Origin of the sequence: Actinoplanes sp. NPDC048796 (assembly GCF_040650035.1) — a bacterium.
Taxonomy (GTDB): Bacteria; Actinomycetota; Actinomycetes; order Mycobacteriales; family Micromonosporaceae; genus Actinoplanes.
Genome location: NZ_JBEZGO010000007.1, coordinates 240,969 through 260,841, shown reverse-complemented (window position 1 = coordinate 260,841; position 19,873 = coordinate 240,969). Strand labels below are relative to the sequence as shown.

The following is a 19,873-nucleotide window of genomic DNA, read 5'->3' as shown; positions in this document are numbered from 1 at the left end:
TCAGTCCCTCAGTAGACGGGTGCGGGTTCGGCGGTCTCGGCGACGGCGGCCGGTCCGGCGGCGAGGGGCTGCCGCGCGAGGTGGCGTACCAGGCGGAACCAGACGACCGCGAGGATCCCGTAGACGACGGTGAACCCGGCCAGCGAGGCGATCACCTCCGAGCTGGTCAGCCCGGGGGAGATGCCGTCGGCGACCTTCGAGATGCCGAAGGCGATCCACGGCTGCCGCGCGGTCTCGGTGAAGATCCAGCCGAAGGTGTTGGCGACGGCGGGCAGAATCGGGATCAACGGCAGCCATCGGGTCAGCCAGCGTGGGGCGTCGCGGTGCTTGCGGGTACGCCACAGGTAGAACGCGGCCACGGCCGCGGCCAGCATGCCGGCGCCGATCATCACGCGGAACGACCAGAACGCCACCGGGATCATGGGCACGTACGAGCCGGGGCCGTACTGGGCCGCGTACTGGGCCTGAAGGTCGTTGATGCCCTGCACCGTCGCGTTCGGGTTGCCCTTGGCCAGGATGGAGAGCAGCCAGGGGATGTCGAGCGAGAAGTTCGGGAACGGCGAGCCCAGCGTGAAGATCGAGAACGGCGCGCCCTTGGTGGTCTCGTACAGCGCCTCGGCCGCGGCCATCTTCATCGGCTGCACCTCGGTCATGACCTTGCCGAGGTGGTCGCCGGTCAGCGCGGTCAGCGCCCCGCCGGCCAGCGTCATCCAGGCGCCGAGGCGAGCCATGATCCGGAATGTGCCGTCGGCCGCGAGCCGCCAGACGCCCAGGGCCAGCAGCAGCGCCCCGCCCACCATGATCGCGCCGGCCAGGGTGTGCGGGAAGGCGGCCAGGTTGACCTTGTTGAGCAGCAGGTCGCTGAACGATGTCAGACGCGCCCGCCCGGTCACCGGGTCCAGCGCGTACGCCACCGGGTGTTGCATGAAGGAGTTGGCGGCCAGAATGATGAACGCCGACAGCACGGTGCCGATCGCGACGACGACGATGGTGGCCGTGTGCACGAGGCGGGGCAGGCGGTCCCACCCGAAATACCAGAGCGCGAGGAACGTCGCCTCCAGGAAGAACGCGAGCATCCCCTCGATGGCCAGGGTCGGCCCGAAGACGTCGCCGTAGAACTTGGCGAAGCTGCTCCAGCCCAGGCCGAACTGGAATTCCTGCACGAGGCCGGTGACCACGCCGACCGCGAACGTGACGATCAGGATCTTGCCGACGAACTTGGTGAGATGCAGATAGTCCTCGCGCTTGGTGCGCAGCCAGGCGATCTGCAGGCCGGCGGCGGCCGCGGCCAGGCTGATCGACAGCGGCACGAAGAAGTAGTGATAGATCGTCACCACCGCGAACTGGAGCCGGGTCAGGTCCAGTACGTCCATGGGAATGCCCCCTCTACGACGTCTCGTAGTAGATACTACGTCGCGTAGTACGACACTGCGCAGTAGGCCTGTGTAAGATGGCATACATGGCTCTCGGGGACCTGGAACGCGAGGTCATGCGGCAGTTGTGGGACGCGGGTGAGCCGCTCACCGTGCGGCAGGTGCACGAGCGCCTCCATCGGGAGCGCGACCTCGCCTACACGACCGTGATGACCGTGCTCAACCGTCTGACGAAAAAGCGCGTCGTCGTTCAGCAGAACGACGACCGGGCCTACAAGTACGCGCCCGCGCAGTCCCGCGAGGAGATGACGGCCGGCCTCATGCTCGACGCGCTCACCGCCAGCGGCGACCAGGACGCCGCGCTGGCCTATTTCATGGGTCAGTTGTCACCCGATGCCCTCAAGGCGGCAATCGAAGCAGTCACGAAGAAATGACGGCTTGCCGTTCTCGGTCCGGGCGGTGGGTGGGGCGGTCGGCGGGGTGACGGCGCTTCTGCTCGGCGCGCTCGGCCTGACCCTGTCGCTGGTCGTCCCGGGTGCGCTGGCCCGCGCGCGCTGGCCCGACCGGGCCCCGGTGGCGGCCGTCCTGCTCTGGCAGTCGATCACCCTGAGCGCCGTGCTGTCCGCCCTCGGCGTGGTCCTCTCGGCGCCGTACGAGGTGACCCGGGCCGCCGGCTCCGGCAAGCCGGTCGCCGCCACCGCGCTGATCGGCGCCCTGGTCGTGGCCGGCGTCATCATCCTGCGGCTCATCGTCTCGCTGGTCCGGGTCACCCGGCGCTCGCGGGTGCGCCGGGCCCGCCACCGCGAGCTCGTCGACCTGCTCGACCGGGCCGAACAGCATCGCGAGCTGGGCCCCGACAACCTGCGCGTGCTCGACGGGGCGCTGCCGCTGGCCTACTGCGTGCCCGGCCGCGAGCCGCGGGTCGTGCTGAGCAACGGCGTGCTCCAGGTGCTCGACCGGGAACAGGTCGACGCGGTCCTCGCCCACGAGCAGACCCATCTGCGCCACCGGCACGAGGTGGTGATGGAGTCGTTCACCGCCTTCTACCGCGCCGTGCCGCGGCCGTTGCGCAGCCGGGCGCCCCTCGACGCCGTACATCTGCTGCTGGAAATGATCTCGGACGACGTGGCCCGGCGGAAGGCCGGCGCCGAGCCGTTGCGGGCCGCCCTCGAGCGGTTGACCGACGCCGTCCCCCTGGCGGAGGACGCGCGGGCCGACCCGACGGGTGACGCGAGGCGCCGGAGGCTGGCCCGGCTGGCCAAGCCGCACACCGTGTCCGTCGGCCTGAACGTGGCCGCCGCGCTCGCCGCCGCTGGTCTGCTGGTATTACCCACCGTGATTCTCGTGGTGCCCTGGCTTGACCGTGCGCTGGACCACTGGCCCCTCTAGTTACTCTGTGTATGCCTTTCGGAGCAAACAGTTTCCCGTACGCGGCGGCTTCAGTTCTCCACATGATCCGGAGTACGGTGGTCCCCGGTTCGGCAGCCCCCCATCGTCCACCCGGCCGATCTGACGGACCACCGCCTAATCGTCGTGTGGGCGAACCGGGGACCCGAGTGGTTGGGGTGAAGCCGCGATGCCTCGCGGCCGGACGCGTCTTCCCGTCCGAACCCGTCAGCTAACCCGGTCGGCGGCTCGAGGGAAGAAAGGACGTCACACCCAACGTGAAACGGATTGGGGCGCGCGGCCGCGCCGCAGTTCTGCGTGGACTCGTCTGCGCACTCGCGACGGTCGGGGTCGTTGTCACCGGACCAGCCGTCGCGCACGCCACACCCTCGCCCTCCACGGTCGAGGCCCAGATCGACAAGCAGTGGAACGACCTCGAGCCGGTCATCGAGCAGTACAACGACGTGCACAACCAGCTGCTCAAGAACCGCGCTCAGCAGAAAAAGCTCGCCGCCCAGCTCAACCCGCTCCAGGTGCAGGTCGACCTGGCGATGGCCCAGGTGCAAGGCCTGGCCGTCGACGCGTACAAGCAGGGTGCGCCGAACGCCCTCGATGCCATGATCATCAGTGGCTCGCCGACCGGGCTGACCGACAAGCTGACCTATCTCGATCAGCTGGCTCGTCATCAGCAGGAGCAGATCAAGGGCGTGGCGGCGCTGCGCGACAAGCTCACCGCCACCAAGTCCGACCTGGATATCGTGACCAAGTCCGTCGCCGCGCGCGACAAGGACCTGTCCACCCGCAAGAAGGCGATCGAAACCAAGATCACCGCGCTGCAGAAACTGCGGATCCAGGCGTACGGCTCGGCGGACGCCTCGGACGGGCCCCTGCGGTTGGGCGCCTGTCCGGTCACGTACACCAATGACAAGGGCGGGCGTGCGGCTCAGCGCGCGTGCGACCTGATCGGCAAGCCGTACGTCTTCGGGTCGGCAGGACCGAACACGTACGACTGCTCCGGTCTGACCCAGGAGGCCTGGGGCAGCGTCGGTGTCCACCTCGACCACTACACGAAAGACCAGTGGAACGAGGGCAAGGCGGTGTCGCGGGACGAGTTGCAACCGGGTGACCTGGTCTTCTTCTTCCCCGGAAGCCTCCATCACGTCGGCCTCTACATCGGCGGCGGCAAGATGGTCCACGCTCCGCACACGGGTGACCACGTGCGGATGGCGGAGATCGACCGGATGCCCATCGCGGGCTTCCGGCGGCCAGGCTGATTGCTGATTTCGTCCGGAACGAGGCCGTCGGGGCATATGTCCCGGCGGCCTCGTCTTTTGATGATGGCCACACGCTCGCCCGAGGCAACCACGGGCATAATTCGGTGTCATGAGCGACTCCCCCTTGATCGACAGTCTCACCGCGGCCGTGGAGGCCCGCCCGGACGACCTGCCGTTGCGGCTGCACCTGGCCGAGTTGCTGGTGGCGGCCGGACGTGGGGGAGAGGCGATCGCTCACGCCGCCCAGGTCCTGGCCCGCGAGCCCGGCAACGCGACCGCCCAGAAGCTGATGGGAACGGCCCTGTCGCCGTCCGTGCCCCCGCCCGCCGCCACCTTCGACTGGGATGCCAGGGAGCAGGAGTTCGGTGACGTGGTGCCGCCGCGCTTCACCCGCGCCGACGGCGAACCGGACCCGGTCCAGGGCCACGCCGACCGCGCCTTCGACATCGAGACCTCGAAGGTCACGCTGGCCGACGTCGGCGGCATGGAGGAGGTCAAGAAGCGCCTCGAGATCTCCTTCCTCGGCCCGATGCGCAACCCCAAGCTGCGCAGCCTGTTCGGCAAGAGCCTGCGCGGCGGCCTGCTGCTCTACGGACCGCCCGGCTGCGGCAAGACCTTCCTGGCCCGCGCGGTGGCCGGCGAGATGGGCGCCTCGTTCATCTCCCTGTCGATCACCGACGTGCTCAACATGTGGGTGGGCAGCTCGGAGCGCAACCTGCACGACCTGTTCGACTCGGCCCGCGGCCACGCCCCCTGCGTCCTGTTCCTCGACGAGATCGACGCGCTGGGCCACAAACGCAGCCAGCTCAACTCGTCGTCCATGCGCACCGTCGTCAACCAGCTGCTGACCGAGCTCGACGGGGTCGACGGCAACAACGACGGCGTCTTCGTGCTGGCCGCGACCAACGCGCCCTGGGACATCGATTCGGCCCTGCGACGACCGGGGCGGCTTGACCGTACGGTCCTGGTGCTGCCGCCGGACAGGCCCGCCCGGGCCGCGATCCTCCAGTACCACCTGCGCGACCGCCCGGTGGCCGGCATCGACCTGGGCCGCGTGGCCGACGCCACCGACCACTACTCGGGTGCCGACCTGGCCCACGTGTGCGAGACGGCGGCCGAGTTCGCCATGCGCGACTCCATCGCCACCGGCGAGATCCGCATGATCAATCAGGACGACATGCTCGCCGCCGTCCGCGAGGTCCGCCCGTCGACGGACGGCTGGTTCGCCACGGCCCGCAACGTGGCCATGTTCGCCAACGAATCCGGCGAGTACGACGACCTGGCCGCGTACCTCAAGAAGCGCAAGATCCGTTGATCGGCTCACCGCTGGATGTCGCGCGTTGAGTGAGCGGAACGACGCCTACTGGCGTGCGCATCGGCTGGCCCAGGTGGGCCGCTACGACGAGGCGGAGAAACAGGCGCGGTCCGGCCTTGCCGCGAGCCCGGGCGACGCGCGGCTGCTGACGCTGCTCGCCTCGGTGTTGCGGCTGCGGCGCGACTACGCGGGCGCCCTCGCCACGGCCGACGCCGCGGTGGCCGCGTCGCCGCTGTTCGCCGACGCCCACGCCGAGCGGGCCGAGAACCTCATAGTCATGATCCGGTCCCGGGACGCGGTGTCCGCGGCGGCCGAGGCCGTCCGCCTGGCACCGGCCGAGCCGACCGGCCACTTCGTGCTCGCCCGGGCCCTGGCCTCGGCCAAGGACTACCCGCGGGCCCGGGCCGCCGCCGCCCACGGCCGCTCCCTCGATCCCCACTCCGTCGAGGGCCTGCTGACCGTGGCCGACGTGGAACGCGACGCCGGCAACCGGGACGCCGCCCTGGCCGCCGCCCGAGCCGCCCTGGCCATCGCGCCCGGCAACCCGTACGGCCGCTGGCTCATCGCCATGCTCGACGCCGAACGCCTGCGCGTCCGCCGCTCGATGCGCGCCCTGCGCGACGTGGCCCGCGACAACCCGGCCCGAGCCGACGTCGTCTCGATGACCTGGCCGATCCGCGGCGTCCTGAACGGCCTGCGCCGCGGCCTGGCCGCCAGCGCGGCCCTGGTCTGCGCCCTGCAACTGATCGCCCTCTGGTGGTGGCCCACGGCCGGCCCGTTCGGCCGCGTCATGGCCGGGGTCCTGGCCGCGGTGATGGCCGGTTTCGCGGCCCGCATCCTGATTCCCGCCGGCCGCCTCCCGTGGCGGTGCCTGCGCCTGCTGCCCCGCCTGATGCGCCGCGCCGACCTGACGGCCCTGGCCCTGACGGCGGTCGCGGTGACATTGCTTTTCCTGTACGCGGCGACGTCCTGGTGGCCGCTTCCCCTGCTGGCCTTGGCCGCGACCCCGTTCCTGTGGCTGCTGAGCCTGGCCGAACTGCTCGGGGCCGGCCTGGACGACCCGGGCATGCGCCACGCCCTGACCGACTTGGCAGCCGAGTTCCGCGACTGGTGGCACACCACGAAGAGGGAGCTGCGCGACGCCTGGACCAACCCCACTACTCGGCCCGAACAGCAACCTCCGTCCGGCAACGCCGGCCCCGGGTCTCACCCTCAGCCCTCGTCTCAGCCGTCTCCTCGGCCTTCGTCTCAGCCCTCGTCTCAGCCGTCTCCTCGGCCTTCGCCTCAGCCCTCGCCTCAGCCCGAACGGCGACCTCCGTACGACGCCGGGACCTCGCAGCCCTTCTCGCCTTGGAATGAGCGGCGACCTCCGGACGACGAACCGCCCGGCTGATCGCTTACTTCGGCTCGGTGCTGGTGGCGGCGGTCGCGGGGAGCGGGTCGGGCCCGCTGTCAGTGGTCTGCGGCAGGCGCCGGTCGAGGAACCACAGGATCGCGGCGAACACGGCGGCCATGACAGCGACCATCAGCATGTTCCGGACGGCGGTGGGATAGCCGATCGTCGTGGCGTCGGCGAAGGGGTACGGGAACCAGTCGGTGGTCGCGCCGTGCGCCAGCGTGTAACCGATCCACGCGGCCGGCCACAGGAACGCCCAGGCGATCGTCCGCGGGTCGATCCGCGGACGGGGCCCGAAGACCACCCATCCGGCCAGCGCCGCCCACGGCGCGATGTAGTGGAATCCCAGGTTCGACCACCAGCCGGCGCCGTGCGGGTCCGCCGTGCCGGCCAGGATGGTGGCGTACACGATGCCGGTCACGATGATCCCGAGCAGCGCGTCGAGCCGCAGAACCCGCCAGACCCGCCCGTCGCGGCCCGGGTCGATCATCAGGCTGCCGGCGGCGATCAGCACCAGGACGTTGCTCTGGATCGTGAAGTAGCTGAACAGCCGGACGAACCGCGTGACCGCCGGCGCGTCGTCCCCTTGGGCGCTGAGCACGATCTGAATGATCAGGGAGGTCAGCACCACGGCGAAGAGCAGACCGTGCCAGACCCGGGAAGCCGTGCGAACGCGATTCACGTCCGGTAGTAAACCCGTGATCAACACCGGACGAAAGAGGCCGGCCACGGTGATGGCCGGCCTCGTCGTACGCGCAATGTCAGGACTTCGTGGTGGCGCTGGTCTCCTGGCCCGGGCGGCGGCCGGCTTTGGCGTACGCGAGAAGCGCCAGGATCAGGGCGATCACCCCGGCGATGAGGCCCGCGATGCCGAAGGCGTCGGGCCCGTCGGAGCTGTCGTCGGCGTCGGCGGCGGCCACCGGGCTGGCGGTCGCGGTCGGCGCGGCGGCGGCCGTGTCGGTCGCGCCGGCCGCGGCGAGCTTCAGCACGGGCGCCGGGTGTTCCGCCTCGGAGCCGTCGGTGGTGGGCTCGTCGATCCAGCGGACGACCGTGTTGTCGGAGTAGTACTGAAGGGCCTTGAAGACCATCTGGCCGGACTCGGGCAGCGGCCCGAGCGACACGTCGAACTCCTGGAACTGTCCCGGCTTGACCTCCGAGCCCGCCTTGGCGGTCCAGGTGATCTTCGAGATCGACTCGGTGATCTGCGCGCCGTGCGCCTCGAGCGGCTTGGCCAGCTTGGAGACCGTGGTGGCCACATCCCACCCGGTGATCGGCTTGACCGAGACCGAGGCCACCGGGTTGTCGGCAGGCAGGTTCACCTCGACCTTGTTCGTGGAGGCGGTGTCGGACTCGTTCGGCACCCGGAAGGTCACCTTGGTGTATCCACCCGCGGTCGCCGTGTCGGGGTTCACCGTGACGTGGGCGGAGGCCGGCGCGGCGAGCGCCAGGGTGAGGCCGGCGACCGTGGCGGCCACCAGGGCCGAGCGCTTGAGCAGGGACATCGAAGTCGTCAACCTTCCGCATGGGGGACAGCCCGTTGCCGGGCATCGCGCGTTGGTCGTCCCTCCGTCCCCGATAGTTCCCGCTGTTCCTAAAATTTCTTCACCGAACGGCGGGCAGCCGTACGTCCACCCGCAGCCCCGGTGAGGCGTCACTCAAGGTCACCGTGCCGCCGTGGCGGCGGGCCAGTTCGCGCACGATGGCCAGGCCGAGACCGGAACCGCCCGCGTCACGGGCGCGGGCGTCGTCGAGCCGGGTGAACCGGTCGAACACCCGCTCCCGGTCGGCTTCGGGAATGCCCGGTCCGTCGTCGGTCACGGTGATCCAGCGGTACGCGGCGTCCGCGCGCACCTCGACGCAGATCCGCGATTTCGCGTGCCGCACGGCATTGTCCAGCAGGTTCGCCACCACACGGCCGAGCGCGTCGGGCTCCCCGGCGATCGTGACCGGCGCCGAGGGACGCACGTAACCCACTGTGGGGTAGCGAGCCGCCACGTCACCGACCACCGCGCCCAGGTCGACCTCGCGGAACGGGGCCGCCACGACCCGCCCCGGCGCCGCGTCGTCCGCCCGGGCGAGCAGCAGCATGTCGTCGACGAGCCGGCTGAGCCGGTCGACGTCGGTGAGCAGGTCCTCCGACAGCGCGTGCCAGTCGGTGTCGGGCAGACGTTGCGAGACCTCCAATTCCGTACGCATGTTGGTCAGCGGGCTGCGAAGCTCGTGAGCCGCGTCGGCCACGAACGCCCGCTGCCGGGCCTGTGCCGCGTCGAGCCGGTGCAGCATGCCGTTCAGCGTCACCGCGAGCCGGTGGATCTCGTCGCGGGACTCGGGCACCGGCAGCCGGCCGGCCCGCGTACCCCCGGTGATCTCCTCGGCGCCCGAGCGCAGCGCGTCGACCGGGCTGAGCGCCGCCCCGAGCACCCGCCACAGCACCAGCCAGAGGGCGCCCACCAGCAACGGGAACATGATGAGCAGGGTCACGCGCAGGATGTGCACGCCCTGCGTCAGGTCGTTCGTGGACCGCGCGACCAGCACGCGCACCGGATCGGTGGGCGGCCCGGCGGTGACCATCACGACCCGGGCGTCGCCCTCCAGGCCGATCCGGCTCCCGGGAATCTCCCGCACGCTGCCGTCGCCCATGCCGCGCAGCTCGTCGGAATGCAGCATGGGTATGAGCCGGTCGGCGCCGGCCGAGATCGACAGGACCCGGCCGTCCGCGTCGATGACCTGTACCTGCATGGCCGCGTTGACCGGGATCGGCTCGGTCAGCTGCCCCTGGTCGACCAGCTTGGCCACGCCCCGCGCCGTCTCGAGCGCCTCGCCGTTCACCGCCCGCAGCAGCCCGAAGTTCAGCACGAAGACGAGCAGCACGCCGCCCGCGGCCAGACCGGCGGTCAGCGCCAGGACGGAGGTGAGCACCAGCCGGGCGCGCAGGCTGAGCTCGCGCGGCCGGCGCATCAGTCCCCCGTCACGGCCGCGAGCCGGTAGCCCGCCCCGCGCACGGTCTCGAGCCGGTCGCGCCCGATCTTGCGGCGCAGGTAGCCGACGTAGACCTCGACCGCGTTGGGAGCGGTCTCCACGGCGGCGTCCCAGACGTGGTCGAGCAGCTCGATCTTGCTGACCACCTCGCCCGGGCGGCGCATGAGGTACTCCAGCAGGGCGAACTCGCGGGCCGTCAGCGTCACCTCGGCACCGGCGACCATGACCCGGCGCTCGGCCGGATCGAGCTCGACGTCGCCGTGGGCGAGCACCGTCGGCCGCTCGTGGACACCACGCCGCAGCAGCGCGCGCAACCGCGCGAGCAGCACGACGTAGGAGAAGGGCTTGGTCAGGTAGTCGTCCGCGCCGCAGTCGAGCCCGTCGGCCTGGTCGTACTCCCCGTCCTTGGCCGACAGCATCAACACCGGCACCCAGTTGCCCTCGGCCCGCAGTTGACGGACGACCCGATAGCCGCTGAGCCGCGGCAGCATCACGTCGAGGATCATCGCGTCGTACCCGCCATGACGCGCCATCTCGAGCCCGTCCTGCCCGTCACCGGACACGTCCACCGCGAAGCCCTCGGCCTGCAGCCCGCGCTGTAACGCGGCCGCGAGCCGCGCCTCATCTTCCACCACCAGCAACCGCACCCCCTTACCTTGGCATGGGAGGGGCAACCCCTAGGGGCGGCTCTCAGCCCGGTCACAGCGGCCACGGCGCACTCTTGTGGCAGATCAACGGGAGGTGGACATCGTGTCCGTGTTCAGATCGAGGCCGGCTCTTCGCTGGCTCGTACCATCCGCCGCGGCGGTGGTCGTGATCGGGGGCGGCGCAGCGGCGGGAACGATCGTCGCGAGCGCGGACCCCTCGCTGCCCGACCGCAGCGCGGCCGAACTGCTCGTCGACCTGCAGAACGCCAAGGTCGACGGCCTGTCCGGCACCATCGTGCAGAGCGCCGACCTGGGGCTGCCCAAGATTGCCGGGCTCACCGCCGACTCGGGCGGCGCCGACCTGGTCAACCTGGTCGCGGGCAGCAACACCGCCCGCGTCTGGTACGCCGGTGAGGACAAGGCTCGCTTGGCCGTGATGAGCACGCTCGGCGAGACCGACGTCATCCGCAACGGCACCGACGTCTGGCTCTGGCAGAGCAAGGCCAAGACGGCCACGCACCTCACCCTGCCCGCGGGCGAGGACAAGAAGCCCGCTTCGCTGCCGACGGGGATCCCCTCGACGCCGCAGGACGCGGCCGAGGCGGCGCTCGACGCGATCGACCCGACCACAGCGGTCTCGACCACCGGCGCGGCCAAGGTGGCCGGCCGCGACGCCTACGAGCTGGTGCTCAGCCCGAAGGCGACCGAGTCGCTGATCGGGCAGGTGCGCCTGGCGATCGACGCGGAGAAGAAGATCCCGCTGCGGGTCGACGTCTACGCCAAGGACGCGGTCAACCCGGCCGTTCGGGTGGCGTTCCAGCAGATCAGTTTCGACACGCCCGACAACCAGCAGTTCGCCTTCAACCCGCCGCCGGGCACGAAGGTCAACGACACGGACGCGGGCAAGCTCGAGACCGAGCTGGAGAAGGAGCACAAGGCCGCCGAGGCCCGGAAGCCGGGCGGGATGAAGCCGCCGGCCGGGGCCGAGCAGCCGAGGGTGATCGGTGAGGGCTGGGCGTCGGTGGTGACGGCGAAGCTGCCGAAGTCCGCCGGTGACGAGGCCAAGCAGCTCGACAGCGTGATCGACATGCTGCCGAAGGTGAGCGGGAGCTGGGGCAGTGGTCATCTCTTCTCCGGTTCTCTCTTCAGCGTGCTGGTGACCGACGACGGCCGGGTCTTCGCCGGCGCGGTGGCCCCGGAGACGCTGTACAAGGCCGCTGCCAAATAGTTCTAGAACTCTCCGCCGAGTTATGCAACACTTCGGCGGAGAGTTCTACAACTTTTGGAGGCGTGCCCCATGACAAGCACGACGTCTACCTTGATGACGGAACCGGCTGCCGGTCGCTTCGGCGACTTCGGCGGCCGGTTCGTCCCCGAGTCGCTGGTGCCGGCGTGCGCCGCGCTGGCCGGCGCCTTTCGGGAAGCCTGGGCCGACCCGGCCTTCCGGGCCGAGCTCGACGAGCTGCTCGCCGTCTACGCCGGCCGGCCCACCCCGCTCACCCCGGCCCGTAACCTCTCGAGCCAGCTCGGCATCGAGCTGCTGCTCAAGCGCGAAGACCTGGCGCACACCGGCTCTCACAAAATCAACAACGTGCTGGGCCAGGCGCTGCTCGCCCGCCGGATGGGCAAGACCCGTCTGATCGCCGAGACGGGCGCCGGTCAGCACGGCGTCGCCACCGCCACGGCGGCCGCGCTGCTCGGCCTCGACGCGACCGTGTACATGGGTGAGCGCGACATCGAGCGCCAGCAGCTCAACGTCCTGCGGATGACGACCCTCGGAGCCGAGGTCGTCCCGGTCACCAGCGGCAGCCGCACCCTCAAGGACGCGACGAACGAGGCCATGCGCGCGTGGGTGTCCGACGTGGACCGCGCGCACTTCCTTCTGGGCTCGGTCGGTGGCCCCCACCCGTACCCGTGGATGGTTCGTGAGCTGCAGCGCGTGATCGGGGCCGAGGCCCGGCAGCAGAGCGGCACAGTCCCCGACGTGGTGGTGGCCTGCGTCGGCGGCGGTTCGAACGCGGCCGGCACGTTCGCCGGGTTCGTCGACACGAGTGCGCGGCTGATCGGCGTGGAGGCGGCCGGCGGCGCGGCGATGACCGGCGGCTCGCCCGGCGTCGTGCACGGCGCCCGCTCGATGGTGCTCCAGGACGGTGACGGTCAGGTCGCCGAGGCGAAATCGATAGCGGCCGGTCTCGACTATCCCGGCATCGGGCCCGAGCACGCGCATCTCGGCGCGATCGGCCGCGCGGAGTACCGGACGGTCACCGATGCCGAGGTGGTCGACGCGGTCCGCCGCCTGGCCCGCTCCGAGGGCATCATCTGCGCGCTCGAGTCGGCCCACGCGGTCGCCTGGGTGCTGCGCTCGGCGGGCACGCCCGACCTGCCGACCGGCTCGCGGGTGGTTCTCACGCTGTCCGGCCGTGGTGACAAAGACATGACGACCCTGCTCGGGGGTGTGGCATGACAGCCCTGGTTCCGTACGTCACCGGCGGCATCACCGAGGACTGGACCGACTACGTGGTGGCCTACCAGGAAGCGGGCGCGACGGCCATCGAGATCGGCCTGCCCTTCTCCGACCCCATGCTCGACGGCGTCACCATCCAGCAGGCCTCCGACCGGGCCCTCTCGCGCGGCACGACAGTGACGTCGATCCTCGACGACCTCAAGCGTGTACGAGGCCGGGTGCGCGTGCCGCTGATCGTCATGACGTACGCGAACCTGGTGTTCCACCGCTCCGCGACCGGCTTCTGCCGCGAGCTCGCCGAGGCCGGCGTGAGCGGGCTGATCGTTCCCGACCTGCCCGTGGACGAGGCGGCGCCGGTGGCCCGGGCCGCCGCCGACGCCGGCATCGACCTGATTCCGCTGGTCGCGCCGGTCACCCCCGACGACCGGCTGGCCGAGATCGTGGCGCTCGGCGACAGCTACATCTACGCGGTCAGCGTGATGGGCACTACCGGCGAGCGGACCACCCTCGGCGACTCCGCCGGCCGGCTCGCGGCGCGGGTCAAGGCGGTCACCGATCGGCCGGTGCTCATCGGATTCGGCGTCTCGTCGCCAGCCCAGGCCGCCGAGGCGGGGCGCGCCGGGGACGGGGTGGTGGTGGCGTCCGCGCTGATGCGTAGGGTTCTTGACGGGGCCACGGCGGCGGAACTAAGGGAGACCGTCGCCAGCCTCGCCGCAGCTCTGGAGGACTCCACTGACTACGCGCATGCCGAAGTATCAGGTGATCGCCGATGACCTGACCACGAAGATCCGCGACGGCGAGCTGCCGCCGGGCGCCGCGCTGCCTCCGCAGCGTGAGCTCAGCGCCTCGTACGGGGTGACGCTCGCGACGCTGCGCCAGGCTCTGCAGCGCCTGGAGAACGACGGGTTGCTGTCGCAGCAGGCCGGCCGGGGGACGTTCGTGACGGAGCAGCGTCCGACGTACCTGCTTCATTCGATGCGGGGCTTCGAGGAGGACCTGCGCGAGCAGGGCCAGACGGTGGCCACGTACGTGCTGAATCAGGACACCGCACACCCGCCGGTCTGGGCCGAGACGCTGCTGGACTACGGCTTCCCCGTGGTGCGCCTGGAACGCCTGCGGCTACTGGCCGGCCGGCCGGTCGTCCACCAGCTGTCCTACGTCCGCAACCTGGAACTGGCCGGCGCTGATCTGAGCGAGAAGTCCCTGTACGCCGTGCTGGCCGCCTACGGCGTCACCGTCTCCAGAGCGAGCGAGGTGATCCGGCCTGGCGTTCTCGACGACGAGACGGCCGAACTTCTGCACCAGCCGCCCGGCACCCCGGTGTTCCTCTCGGAGCGCGTGACCTACGACCCCGACGGCGTCGCCGTCGTGGTCGACCGGGCGACCATCCTCGGTACGGCCCTGGAGATCCGAACCGATCGAGCCCTGACCGGCTTCTCCATGCAGTGGACCCGCCCGCCCACTTGATCGATGCCCTTAGGTTAGGGGAGGTGAGGAAACCGTCTGATGACGCTGTCCAGCAGTATGCGGCAACGACCGACAACCTGACCTCCCGGATAGCCATTCACGCGTACGGAACCAACCCGCAGGGCTGGTTCGCGTGGCTGGGAGAGCGGCTGCCGACCGGCGGCGACGTGCTGGAGGTGGGCGCGGGGACCGGAGAGCTGTGGCGGCATCTCGATCCACGGCGTCCGGGGTTGCGGCTGACGCTCACTGACTTCTCGGCGACGATGTGCGAGCGACTGCGCGACCTGGCCCGAGCAGAGACGGCTCCGGCAGAGGCGGCTCCGGCAGAGACGGCTCCGGCAGAGGTGGCCCAGGTGGAGGCGGCCCGGGTGGAGGCAGCCCGGGTGGAGGCGGCCCGGATCGAGGTGCGGCAGTGCGATGCGACGGATCTGCCGTTCGCGGACGGGCGGTTCGACGCGGTCATCGCCAACCACATGCTGTATCACGTCGACGACCCGGATGCGGCGCTGCGCGAGTTCGCGCGAGTGCTGCGCCCGGGCGGACGGCTCTTCGTGGCCACCAACGGCCGGGAGCACATGGTGGAGCTGTTCGCTGTCGCGGCGGCGGTGGGCAAGCCGGACGTGAACGGCTCCGCGGCGCGCAGCAACTTCCCGGCCGAGGACGCGCCGGAGGCTGTGGGGCGGCACTTCCACGACGTCGCCAGTGAGGCGTATCCGAGCGACCTGGTCGTTCCGGTTGCCGAGCCGGTGGTCGCCTACCTGGCCAGCCTCTCCGGCGAGTCGGTCACCGCTGAACAGTTGGCGGCGGCCCGTGCCCTCGTCCAGGAGCGGATCGACGCGGAGGGCCACTTCCGCGTTCACAAGCACACCGAGCTGATCACCGCGACCCGCTGAGCCACGCCGCCCGCAGACTGCGCCGCGACTGGCCGGCCGACCAGGGCGCGGCGGAACGGGCAGGCCGGCCACGGCGCCGGTCGGGTGTGGGGCCGGACGGCTACGGCGCCGGTCGGGCGTGGGGCCGGACGGCTACGGCGCCGGTCGGGTGTGGGGCCGGTCGGGTGTGGGGATGGCCGGATGCGGCGGTGGTTGGCCGACGCGGGGCTGGCCGGGTGCGGCGGTGAACGGGTCGGGGGTGGCTTGGCTGCGAGGGGGGAGGAGGCGCGGGGGTGGCCGGGTGCGGGGGTCGAGGTTGAGGGCTGGGGCTAGGAGGCGTAGCGGCGTTCGGCTCGGGCTCGGGCCTTGGCGGCCTCTTCCTCGCGGTTCTTGGGTGGGGCGGTGGTGACCAGTTCGCCCAGCAGTTCGGCGGTGGCTGATGTCACGGCGGCGACGGCGCGGTCGAAAGCGGCCTGGTTCGCCTGGGACGGGCGGGTGGAGCCGGCTACCTTGCGCACGTACTGCAGGGCGGCGGCATGGATCTCGTCGGGGGTGGCGGGCGGGTCGAAGTTGTGCAGCTGGTGGATGTTGCGGCACATCTGCGGGGTCCTTCCGGGAAGCGACGGGCGGCCACTGGTCAACCTACGCCGGGGGTCCGACAGGAATGGTCCGGACCGGGCCGATGGTCTTCGTGCGCCAGGACCTGACAGCAGTGTGGGCTGGGCCGATGGTCGGTCTGCGCCGAGGGTGTGGCAGCGATGGTTCCGGCTCATGGTCGGCTTGCGCCGAGGGCGTGACAGGGGATGGTGCCCTCTGGGTCGGTGGACGGCCCACGACGGGGGCGGCGGGAACGGTTCGGGGTGGGCCGAAGTGTGCGGGGCCTAGCGTCGAAGCATGACGGATTTTCACGGGCTGCATCGGGTCGGGCGGCCGCTTCTGTTGCCTAACGCGTGGGACGCGGCTTCGGTTTTTGCGCTGGCCGAGGTGGGGTTTGAGGCGGTGGGCACGACCAGCCTGGGTGTCGCGGCGGCGCAGGGGGTGCCGGATGGAGCCGGGCTGGCCCGGGAGCGGACGCTTGAGCTCGTGCGGCGGGTTCGGGGGCTGCGGGTGCCGTTGACCGTTGACGTGGAGAGTGCGGGGGTGGACTTCGCGGCGGAACTCTACGAAGCGGGGGCGGCCGGGATCAACGTCGAGGATGGGCGGGGCGAGGTGGGGCTGGCCGCCGTCGCGGAGCAGGCGGAGCTCATCGCGGCCATCAAGGAGCGGGTTCCCCGGCTCTTCGTGAACGCCCGGATCGACACCTACTGGCTCGGGACGGGGCAGGCGGACACCCGGGAGCGGGCCGAGGCCTATCTGGAGGCCGGGGCGGACGGGATCTTCGTGCCGGGGATCCGGGCCGACGACGAGATTCGGGCGCTGCCAGGGCCGCTCAATGTGCTGCTGCTTCCGGGAATGACGGTGGGGGGCCTCGCGCGGCTGAACGTGGCGCGGATCAGCATGGGGTCGCTGCTGTACCGGGCCGCGCTCGACGCGGCACTTGTCACGGCCGCCGCCATTCAGGCCGGGGCGCCGGCGCCGGACGGCGTGCGGTCCTACGCGGAGACGGACCGCCTGGCGACGTACCCCTAGGAAAGTAAAATCGGACCATGGCGCACTGGTACGAGTCGTCGATCGACCGGCAGCTTCGGGAGGCGGCCGAGCGGGGCGAGTTCGACAACCTCGCCGGCAGCGGCAAACCGTTCGCCGACAAGGGACAGGAGTATGACGACGACTGGTGGGTCAAGGACTGGCTGCGGCGTGAGGGGGCCGGCGCGGGTGTCGTACCGCCGACCCTGGCCCTTCGCCGTGAGACCGAGGACCTTGAGACGATCGTCGACCGGCTCCGGACCGAGCGGGAGGTTCGTGAGCGCGTGGACGGGCTGAACGAGCGGATCCGCAAGGCGAACGTGGGCCTGATGGACGGGCCGCCGGTGATCCTGAGGCCCTTCGACCCCGATGCCGTGGTGGCGGGCTGGCGGCAGCGGCGGGCGGACCGCTAGGCCGTCTCCCTGATGTCCAGCGGGGCCGCGGTCAGCGTGTCGCAGCGGACGTACGCCAGCTGGATCGTCACGTCCGTGAACCACAGCACCGGCAGCGTCAGCGGCGGCGGCTGCTCCGGCGTGAACGTCACCGGGATCAGGCCGAACAGTTTGCCCTGGAACTTCGGGGTGTAGAAGCGCACGTTCTTGTCGGTGACCAGCTCGTTGCTCTTGATCACCGTCTTGGCCGTGCCGGTCTCGTCGATGGTCAGGGTGAAGGGCTTGTTCACCGCCTTGTCCATGCTGAACTTCAGCGCCTTGAAGCTTCCTTTCCTGGTGGGGATGTCGACCACCCCGTCGTACGTCGAGTCGTACATGGTCAGGGAGCCGACCTCCATGACGCCGGGCTTCTCCGACACCTGCGGGATGTCGTCGGCGCCGGCCACCTTGCCCATCACGCGCGGGCCGAGGCAGGGGATCTCCTCGACGCTGGGTGACGCCGCCGGCTTGGTGGTCGCGGCGGCCGACGAGGCGGCGGCGGTGGTCGCGGGCGGGGTGGTGGCCGCGGCCGGCGGTGCCGTCGTGGTGGGCGCGGCAGTGGCCGGCGGCGTGGTGGCCGCGGGCGGCGGCGTGGTGGTGGTGGCGGCGGGCGTGGTGGGCGCGATGCTCGACCCCGACGGCTCCGGCGACGTGCTCGGGGTGGAGTCGTCGCCGATCCCGAGCAGGTTGCCGAGGCCGTCGAAGAAGCCCTCGACGCCGTCCGCGACCGGGTTGCTGTCGGCCGGCGGGGAGGTGGTGGCCGGCGGCAGGGCGGGACTCTCGGGGGCACTGGTCCCGCCCGCCGCCGGCTGGCTGGTGACCGTCGGGGTGACGGTTGGGCTGGCGCCGCCCGGGGCGGCCGGCGCCGAGGTGGCCGGATCGGGGGAGGCCGTCGTGGGGGTGACCGTGGCCGACGAGGCCGGCGCCGATGAGAACGACCGTGAGGGGAGGCCTTCCGGGCAGGTCACCGCCTTGGCCGGCGCGTTGCCGCCGGCGATCAGGACGCCGGCGGTCACGGCCACGACCAGCAGGATCACGCTCAGCGCGCGCGGGTGCATGCCGCCGCGCGGCTCCTCCGGCGGCATCCCGGGGATGATCGCGGTGTCGCCGCTGTCGGCGGGCCGCAGGATCGGACGCGTCGGCCGGTCGTCATGCCCGGCGATCTCATCGTCAAAAGAGGGCGGGTCATCGAAGGCGGAGGTGTCCAACGCGGAGGTGTCCGACGCGGAGGTGGCCGACGCGGAGGGCTCGGGGGAGTCGGACACCACCGGCTTGACCCGCGGCGGGCCCCAGGCGATCACCAGGGCGCCACCGACGATGCCGAGCAGCATGCCGATGAGGAAGCCGCCGAGGTTGAGCCCCAGGAACGAGTAGAGCGCGGTCAGCAAGCCGATGATGCCGTAGAACAGCCGCTGCCCGGGTGTGGCCCAGCTCAGGACGCCGGCCAGCACCAGCATCAGCGGGAGCACGTAGGAGAGGAAGCCCTGCGGGCCGAGGTGGAGCTCGAGGTCACCCAGGCTCATGTTGGCGCTCAGGAACATCTCTATGCCGGACAACAGCAGGAAGAGCCCGCCCCAGAACGGCCGGCTGCGCCGCCACCGCCGGAACCCGCCCCGAACGTCGTCTGTTGCCACCGTATGCAGCCCTCTCCAGAAAAAAGGTCGAAGCATGACCGGGGGCCCGCGGACAGTGCCTTCCGCGAGCCCCCGGCTCAGATCACTGTCAGAAACATTCCTTGCCGGACTGAGCGAAGAACAGCTTGAGGCTCATGCCGGTCAGGCGGAAGGTCGACGCCGAGGTCATGTACGCCTGCTGGCGCAGACCGTCGATCTCGACCCGCTGGGCCTGCTGGCCGAAACCGCCGACGTCGCCGTGCTCCTTCGTCTCGCCGGGACCCTCGTCGGCGTCGAGCGTCGAGGCGTCCTGGCCGATGTCGATGTTCGTGAACTTGGCGTCGCCGCTCAGCTCCGACATACCGATGAGCAGGTCGTCCGCCACCACCGGCCGCTGGGCGTCCTTGCCGGCCTCGATCCGGAGCACCACGGGACCGGCCGCCACCGACTGGCAGAGGTTGGTGATCTTCGCGGAGTCGATGCCCGACATGGCCGCGACGACGAACTTCTGCCCGGTCTGCTGCTGCACCGTCTCGGTCGGCAGCTTGCTGCTGTATTGGGTGAAGCCCGTCCCGTCGAGCCGGTCGGCCGAGAGCTTGAACTGCGGGCCCGCCACCGAGAAGCTGGCGGCCAGCGCACCCTGAGCGAGGGCGACGACCAGACCACCGGCGACCACGGTGGGCACGCCCACCGCTACGGCGAAGCGGCGCCAGTTGGTGCGTCCGTACGCCGGATCGCCTTGCGCATCCTTCACGGATCCTCCTTGTGGATTCCAGACGGCACAAGCGGGGCGCACCGACGGGTTGTCCAGCGCTGCGCAGAGAGGTCCGTCGATGCCGTCGGTTAACGTGCGGGAAATGTTGCCGCTGAGGTCAGCGAGTTACAAGAGGCTTGGCTACTAGTCAGTAACCAAGCTCACTGGATCGTGATAACTCTGCGTGACAAGATTGAGAACGACGCGCATCAATTCGGGCGAATCTCCGGCGGAAAAGCCTTGTGACCGTAACCACACGTATATGACGTGCCGAAA

Annotated in this window: 20 protein-coding genes and 1 riboswitch; of the genes, 12 read left to right on the top strand and 8 right to left on the bottom strand. The window is 70.7% G+C overall.

Annotated features, from left to right (window positions below; all coding sequences use genetic code 11):
- Nucleotides 1-8 precede the first annotated feature (8 nt).
- On the bottom strand, nucleotides 9-1,373 hold the full coding sequence (locus AB0C26_RS28395; protein WP_360253654.1) for a cytochrome ubiquinol oxidase subunit I: 1,365 nt from the start codon (nucleotides 1,371-1,373) through the stop codon (nucleotides 9-11).
- An 86-nt stretch (nucleotides 1,374-1,459) separates the two neighbouring features.
- Here AB0C26_RS28395 and AB0C26_RS28390 point away from each other — a divergent pair, with 86 nt between their 5' ends.
- The 5 genes from AB0C26_RS28390 (at nucleotide 1,460) to AB0C26_RS28370 (ending at nucleotide 6,741) form a co-directional block, all read left to right on the top strand.
- Nucleotides 1,460-1,807, top strand: a complete 348-nt coding sequence (locus tag AB0C26_RS28390) for a BlaI/MecI/CopY family transcriptional regulator (protein WP_360253652.1) — start codon at nucleotides 1,460-1,462, stop codon at nucleotides 1,805-1,807.
- A 4-nt stretch (nucleotides 1,808-1,811) separates the two neighbouring features.
- Complete coding sequence (locus AB0C26_RS28385) at nucleotides 1,812-2,762, top strand: M56 family metallopeptidase (protein ID WP_360253651.1); 951 nt, start codon at nucleotides 1,812-1,814, stop codon at nucleotides 2,760-2,762.
- Nucleotides 2,763-2,884: 122 nt separating this feature from the next.
- Nucleotides 2,885-3,022, top strand: a riboswitch (cyclic di-AMP (ydaO/yuaA leader).
- 15 nt (nucleotides 3,023-3,037) lie between these two features.
- The gene (locus tag AB0C26_RS28380) at nucleotides 3,038-4,033 is read left to right on the top strand and encodes an NlpC/P60 family protein (protein ID WP_360253649.1); all 996 of its coding nucleotides are present in this window, start codon (nucleotides 3,038-3,040) and stop codon (nucleotides 4,031-4,033) included.
- A 109-nt stretch (nucleotides 4,034-4,142) separates the two neighbouring features.
- Complete coding sequence (locus AB0C26_RS28375) at nucleotides 4,143-5,348, top strand: AAA family ATPase (RefSeq protein WP_360253647.1); 1,206 nt, start codon at nucleotides 4,143-4,145, stop codon at nucleotides 5,346-5,348.
- 25 nt (nucleotides 5,349-5,373) lie between these two features.
- Nucleotides 5,374-6,741 (top strand): tetratricopeptide repeat protein, encoded by a 1,368-nt coding sequence (locus tag AB0C26_RS28370; protein WP_360253645.1) that lies wholly within the window; start codon nucleotides 5,374-5,376, stop codon nucleotides 6,739-6,741.
- A gap of 4 nt (nucleotides 6,742-6,745) precedes the next feature.
- Here AB0C26_RS28370 and AB0C26_RS28365 read toward each other — a convergent pair whose 3' ends face one another.
- The 4 genes from AB0C26_RS28365 to AB0C26_RS28350 form a co-directional block, all read right to left on the bottom strand.
- A complete protein-coding gene (locus AB0C26_RS28365; protein WP_360253643.1) occupies nucleotides 6,746-7,426 on the bottom strand; it encodes a Pr6Pr family membrane protein in 681 nt (226 codons plus the stop codon).
- Nucleotides 7,427-7,505: 79 nt separating this feature from the next.
- The gene (locus AB0C26_RS28360) at nucleotides 7,506-8,246 is read right to left on the bottom strand and encodes a YcnI family protein (protein WP_360253641.1); all 741 of its coding nucleotides are present in this window, start codon (nucleotides 8,244-8,246) and stop codon (nucleotides 7,506-7,508) included.
- 100 nt (nucleotides 8,247-8,346) lie between these two features.
- On the bottom strand, nucleotides 8,347-9,702 hold the full coding sequence (locus AB0C26_RS28355; RefSeq protein WP_360253639.1) for an ATP-binding protein: 1,356 nt from the start codon (nucleotides 9,700-9,702) through the stop codon (nucleotides 8,347-8,349).
- Nucleotides 9,702-10,370 carry a response regulator transcription factor gene (locus AB0C26_RS28350; RefSeq protein WP_360253637.1) on the bottom strand — a complete coding sequence of 223 codons (669 nt, stop codon included), beginning with the start codon at nucleotides 10,368-10,370 and terminating at the stop codon, nucleotides 9,702-9,704. Before AB0C26_RS28350 ends, AB0C26_RS28355 begins: the two co-directional genes overlap by 1 nt.
- Nucleotides 10,371-10,473: 103 nt before the next feature.
- Between AB0C26_RS28350 and AB0C26_RS28345 the strand changes: the two genes are divergently transcribed.
- The 5 genes from AB0C26_RS28345 (at nucleotide 10,474) to AB0C26_RS28325 (ending at nucleotide 15,194) form a co-directional block, all read left to right on the top strand.
- Nucleotides 10,474-11,598: a sigma-E factor regulatory protein RseB domain-containing protein gene (locus AB0C26_RS28345; protein WP_360253635.1), complete on the top strand. Its 1,125-nt coding sequence runs from the start codon at nucleotides 10,474-10,476 to the stop codon at nucleotides 11,596-11,598.
- A 93-nt stretch (nucleotides 11,599-11,691) separates the two neighbouring features.
- Entirely contained in the window at nucleotides 11,692-12,834 is a 1,143-nt protein-coding gene (trpB, locus tag AB0C26_RS28340) for a tryptophan synthase subunit beta (RefSeq protein ID WP_360253633.1), read from the top strand.
- Entirely contained in the window at nucleotides 12,831-13,607 is a 777-nt protein-coding gene (trpA, locus tag AB0C26_RS28335) for a tryptophan synthase subunit alpha (protein WP_360253631.1), read from the top strand. The genes trpB and trpA overlap by 4 nt, the downstream gene beginning before the upstream one ends.
- Complete coding sequence (locus AB0C26_RS28330; RefSeq protein WP_360253629.1) at nucleotides 13,579-14,301, top strand: GntR family transcriptional regulator; 723 nt, start codon at nucleotides 13,579-13,581, stop codon at nucleotides 14,299-14,301. Before trpA ends, AB0C26_RS28330 begins: the two co-directional genes overlap by 29 nt.
- 23 nt (nucleotides 14,302-14,324) lie before the next feature.
- Nucleotides 14,325-15,194 carry a class I SAM-dependent methyltransferase gene (locus tag AB0C26_RS28325; protein WP_360253627.1) on the top strand — a complete coding sequence of 290 codons (870 nt, stop codon included), beginning with the start codon at nucleotides 14,325-14,327 and terminating at the stop codon, nucleotides 15,192-15,194.
- A 308-nt stretch (nucleotides 15,195-15,502) separates the two neighbouring features.
- Here the strand turns inward: AB0C26_RS28325 and AB0C26_RS28320 are convergent, their stop codons facing one another.
- A complete protein-coding gene (locus AB0C26_RS28320; RefSeq protein ID WP_360253624.1) occupies nucleotides 15,503-15,772 on the bottom strand; it encodes a DUF2277 domain-containing protein in 270 nt (89 codons plus the stop codon).
- Between the two features lie 295 nt (nucleotides 15,773-16,067).
- Between AB0C26_RS28320 and AB0C26_RS28315 the strand changes: the two genes are divergently transcribed.
- Together AB0C26_RS28315 and AB0C26_RS28310 are read left to right on the top strand one after the other, a co-directional pair.
- Complete coding sequence (locus tag AB0C26_RS28315) at nucleotides 16,068-16,802, top strand: isocitrate lyase/phosphoenolpyruvate mutase family protein (protein ID WP_360253622.1); 735 nt, start codon at nucleotides 16,068-16,070, stop codon at nucleotides 16,800-16,802.
- Between the two features lie 17 nt (nucleotides 16,803-16,819).
- Complete coding sequence (locus tag AB0C26_RS28310) at nucleotides 16,820-17,212, top strand: DUF1992 domain-containing protein (RefSeq protein WP_360253620.1); 393 nt, start codon at nucleotides 16,820-16,822, stop codon at nucleotides 17,210-17,212.
- On the opposite strand, the gene AB0C26_RS28305 is transcribed toward AB0C26_RS28310, so the two are convergent.
- Nucleotides 17,209-18,864 carry a DUF6114 domain-containing protein gene (locus AB0C26_RS28305; RefSeq protein ID WP_360253618.1) on the bottom strand — a complete coding sequence of 552 codons (1,656 nt, stop codon included), beginning with the start codon at nucleotides 18,862-18,864 and terminating at the stop codon, nucleotides 17,209-17,211. The two genes, AB0C26_RS28310 and AB0C26_RS28305, sit on opposite strands and share 4 nt — an antisense overlap.
- Before the next feature lie 88 nt (nucleotides 18,865-18,952).
- The gene (locus AB0C26_RS28300) at nucleotides 18,953-19,597 is read right to left on the bottom strand and encodes a DUF6230 family protein (RefSeq protein WP_360253613.1); all 645 of its coding nucleotides are present in this window, start codon (nucleotides 19,595-19,597) and stop codon (nucleotides 18,953-18,955) included.
- Nucleotides 19,598-19,873 lie beyond the last annotated feature (276 nt).

Excerpts from the sequence above, each read along its gene's own strand:
- AB0C26_RS28315 (WP_360253622.1), top strand. The coding sequence starts at position 16,068 with ATGACGGATTTTCACGGGCTGCATCGGGTCGGGCGGCCGCTTCTGTTG.
- AB0C26_RS28310 (WP_360253620.1), top strand. The coding sequence starts at position 16,820 with ATGGCGCACTGGTACGAGTCGTCGATCGACCGGCAGCTTCGGGAGGCG.
- AB0C26_RS28330 (WP_360253629.1), top strand. The coding sequence starts at position 13,579 with ATGCCGAAGTATCAGGTGATCGCCGATGACCTGACCACGAAGATCCGC.
- AB0C26_RS28355 (WP_360253639.1), bottom strand. The coding sequence starts at position 9,702 with ATGCGCCGGCCGCGCGAGCTCAGCCTGCGCGCCCGGCTGGTGCTCACC.
- AB0C26_RS28360 (WP_360253641.1), bottom strand. The coding sequence starts at position 8,246 with ATGTCCCTGCTCAAGCGCTCGGCCCTGGTGGCCGCCACGGTCGCCGGC.
- AB0C26_RS28395 (WP_360253654.1), bottom strand. The coding sequence starts at position 1,373 with ATGGACGTACTGGACCTGACCCGGCTCCAGTTCGCGGTGGTGACGATC.
- trpA (WP_360253631.1), top strand. The coding sequence starts at position 12,831 with ATGACAGCCCTGGTTCCGTACGTCACCGGCGGCATCACCGAGGACTGG.
- AB0C26_RS28375 (WP_360253647.1), top strand. The coding sequence starts at position 4,143 with ATGAGCGACTCCCCCTTGATCGACAGTCTCACCGCGGCCGTGGAGGCC.
- trpB (WP_360253633.1), top strand. The coding sequence starts at position 11,692 with ATGACGGAACCGGCTGCCGGTCGCTTCGGCGACTTCGGCGGCCGGTTC.
- AB0C26_RS28390 (WP_360253652.1), top strand. The coding sequence starts at position 1,460 with ATGGCTCTCGGGGACCTGGAACGCGAGGTCATGCGGCAGTTGTGGGAC.
- AB0C26_RS28320 (WP_360253624.1), bottom strand. The coding sequence starts at position 15,772 with ATGTGCCGCAACATCCACCAGCTGCACAACTTCGACCCGCCCGCCACC.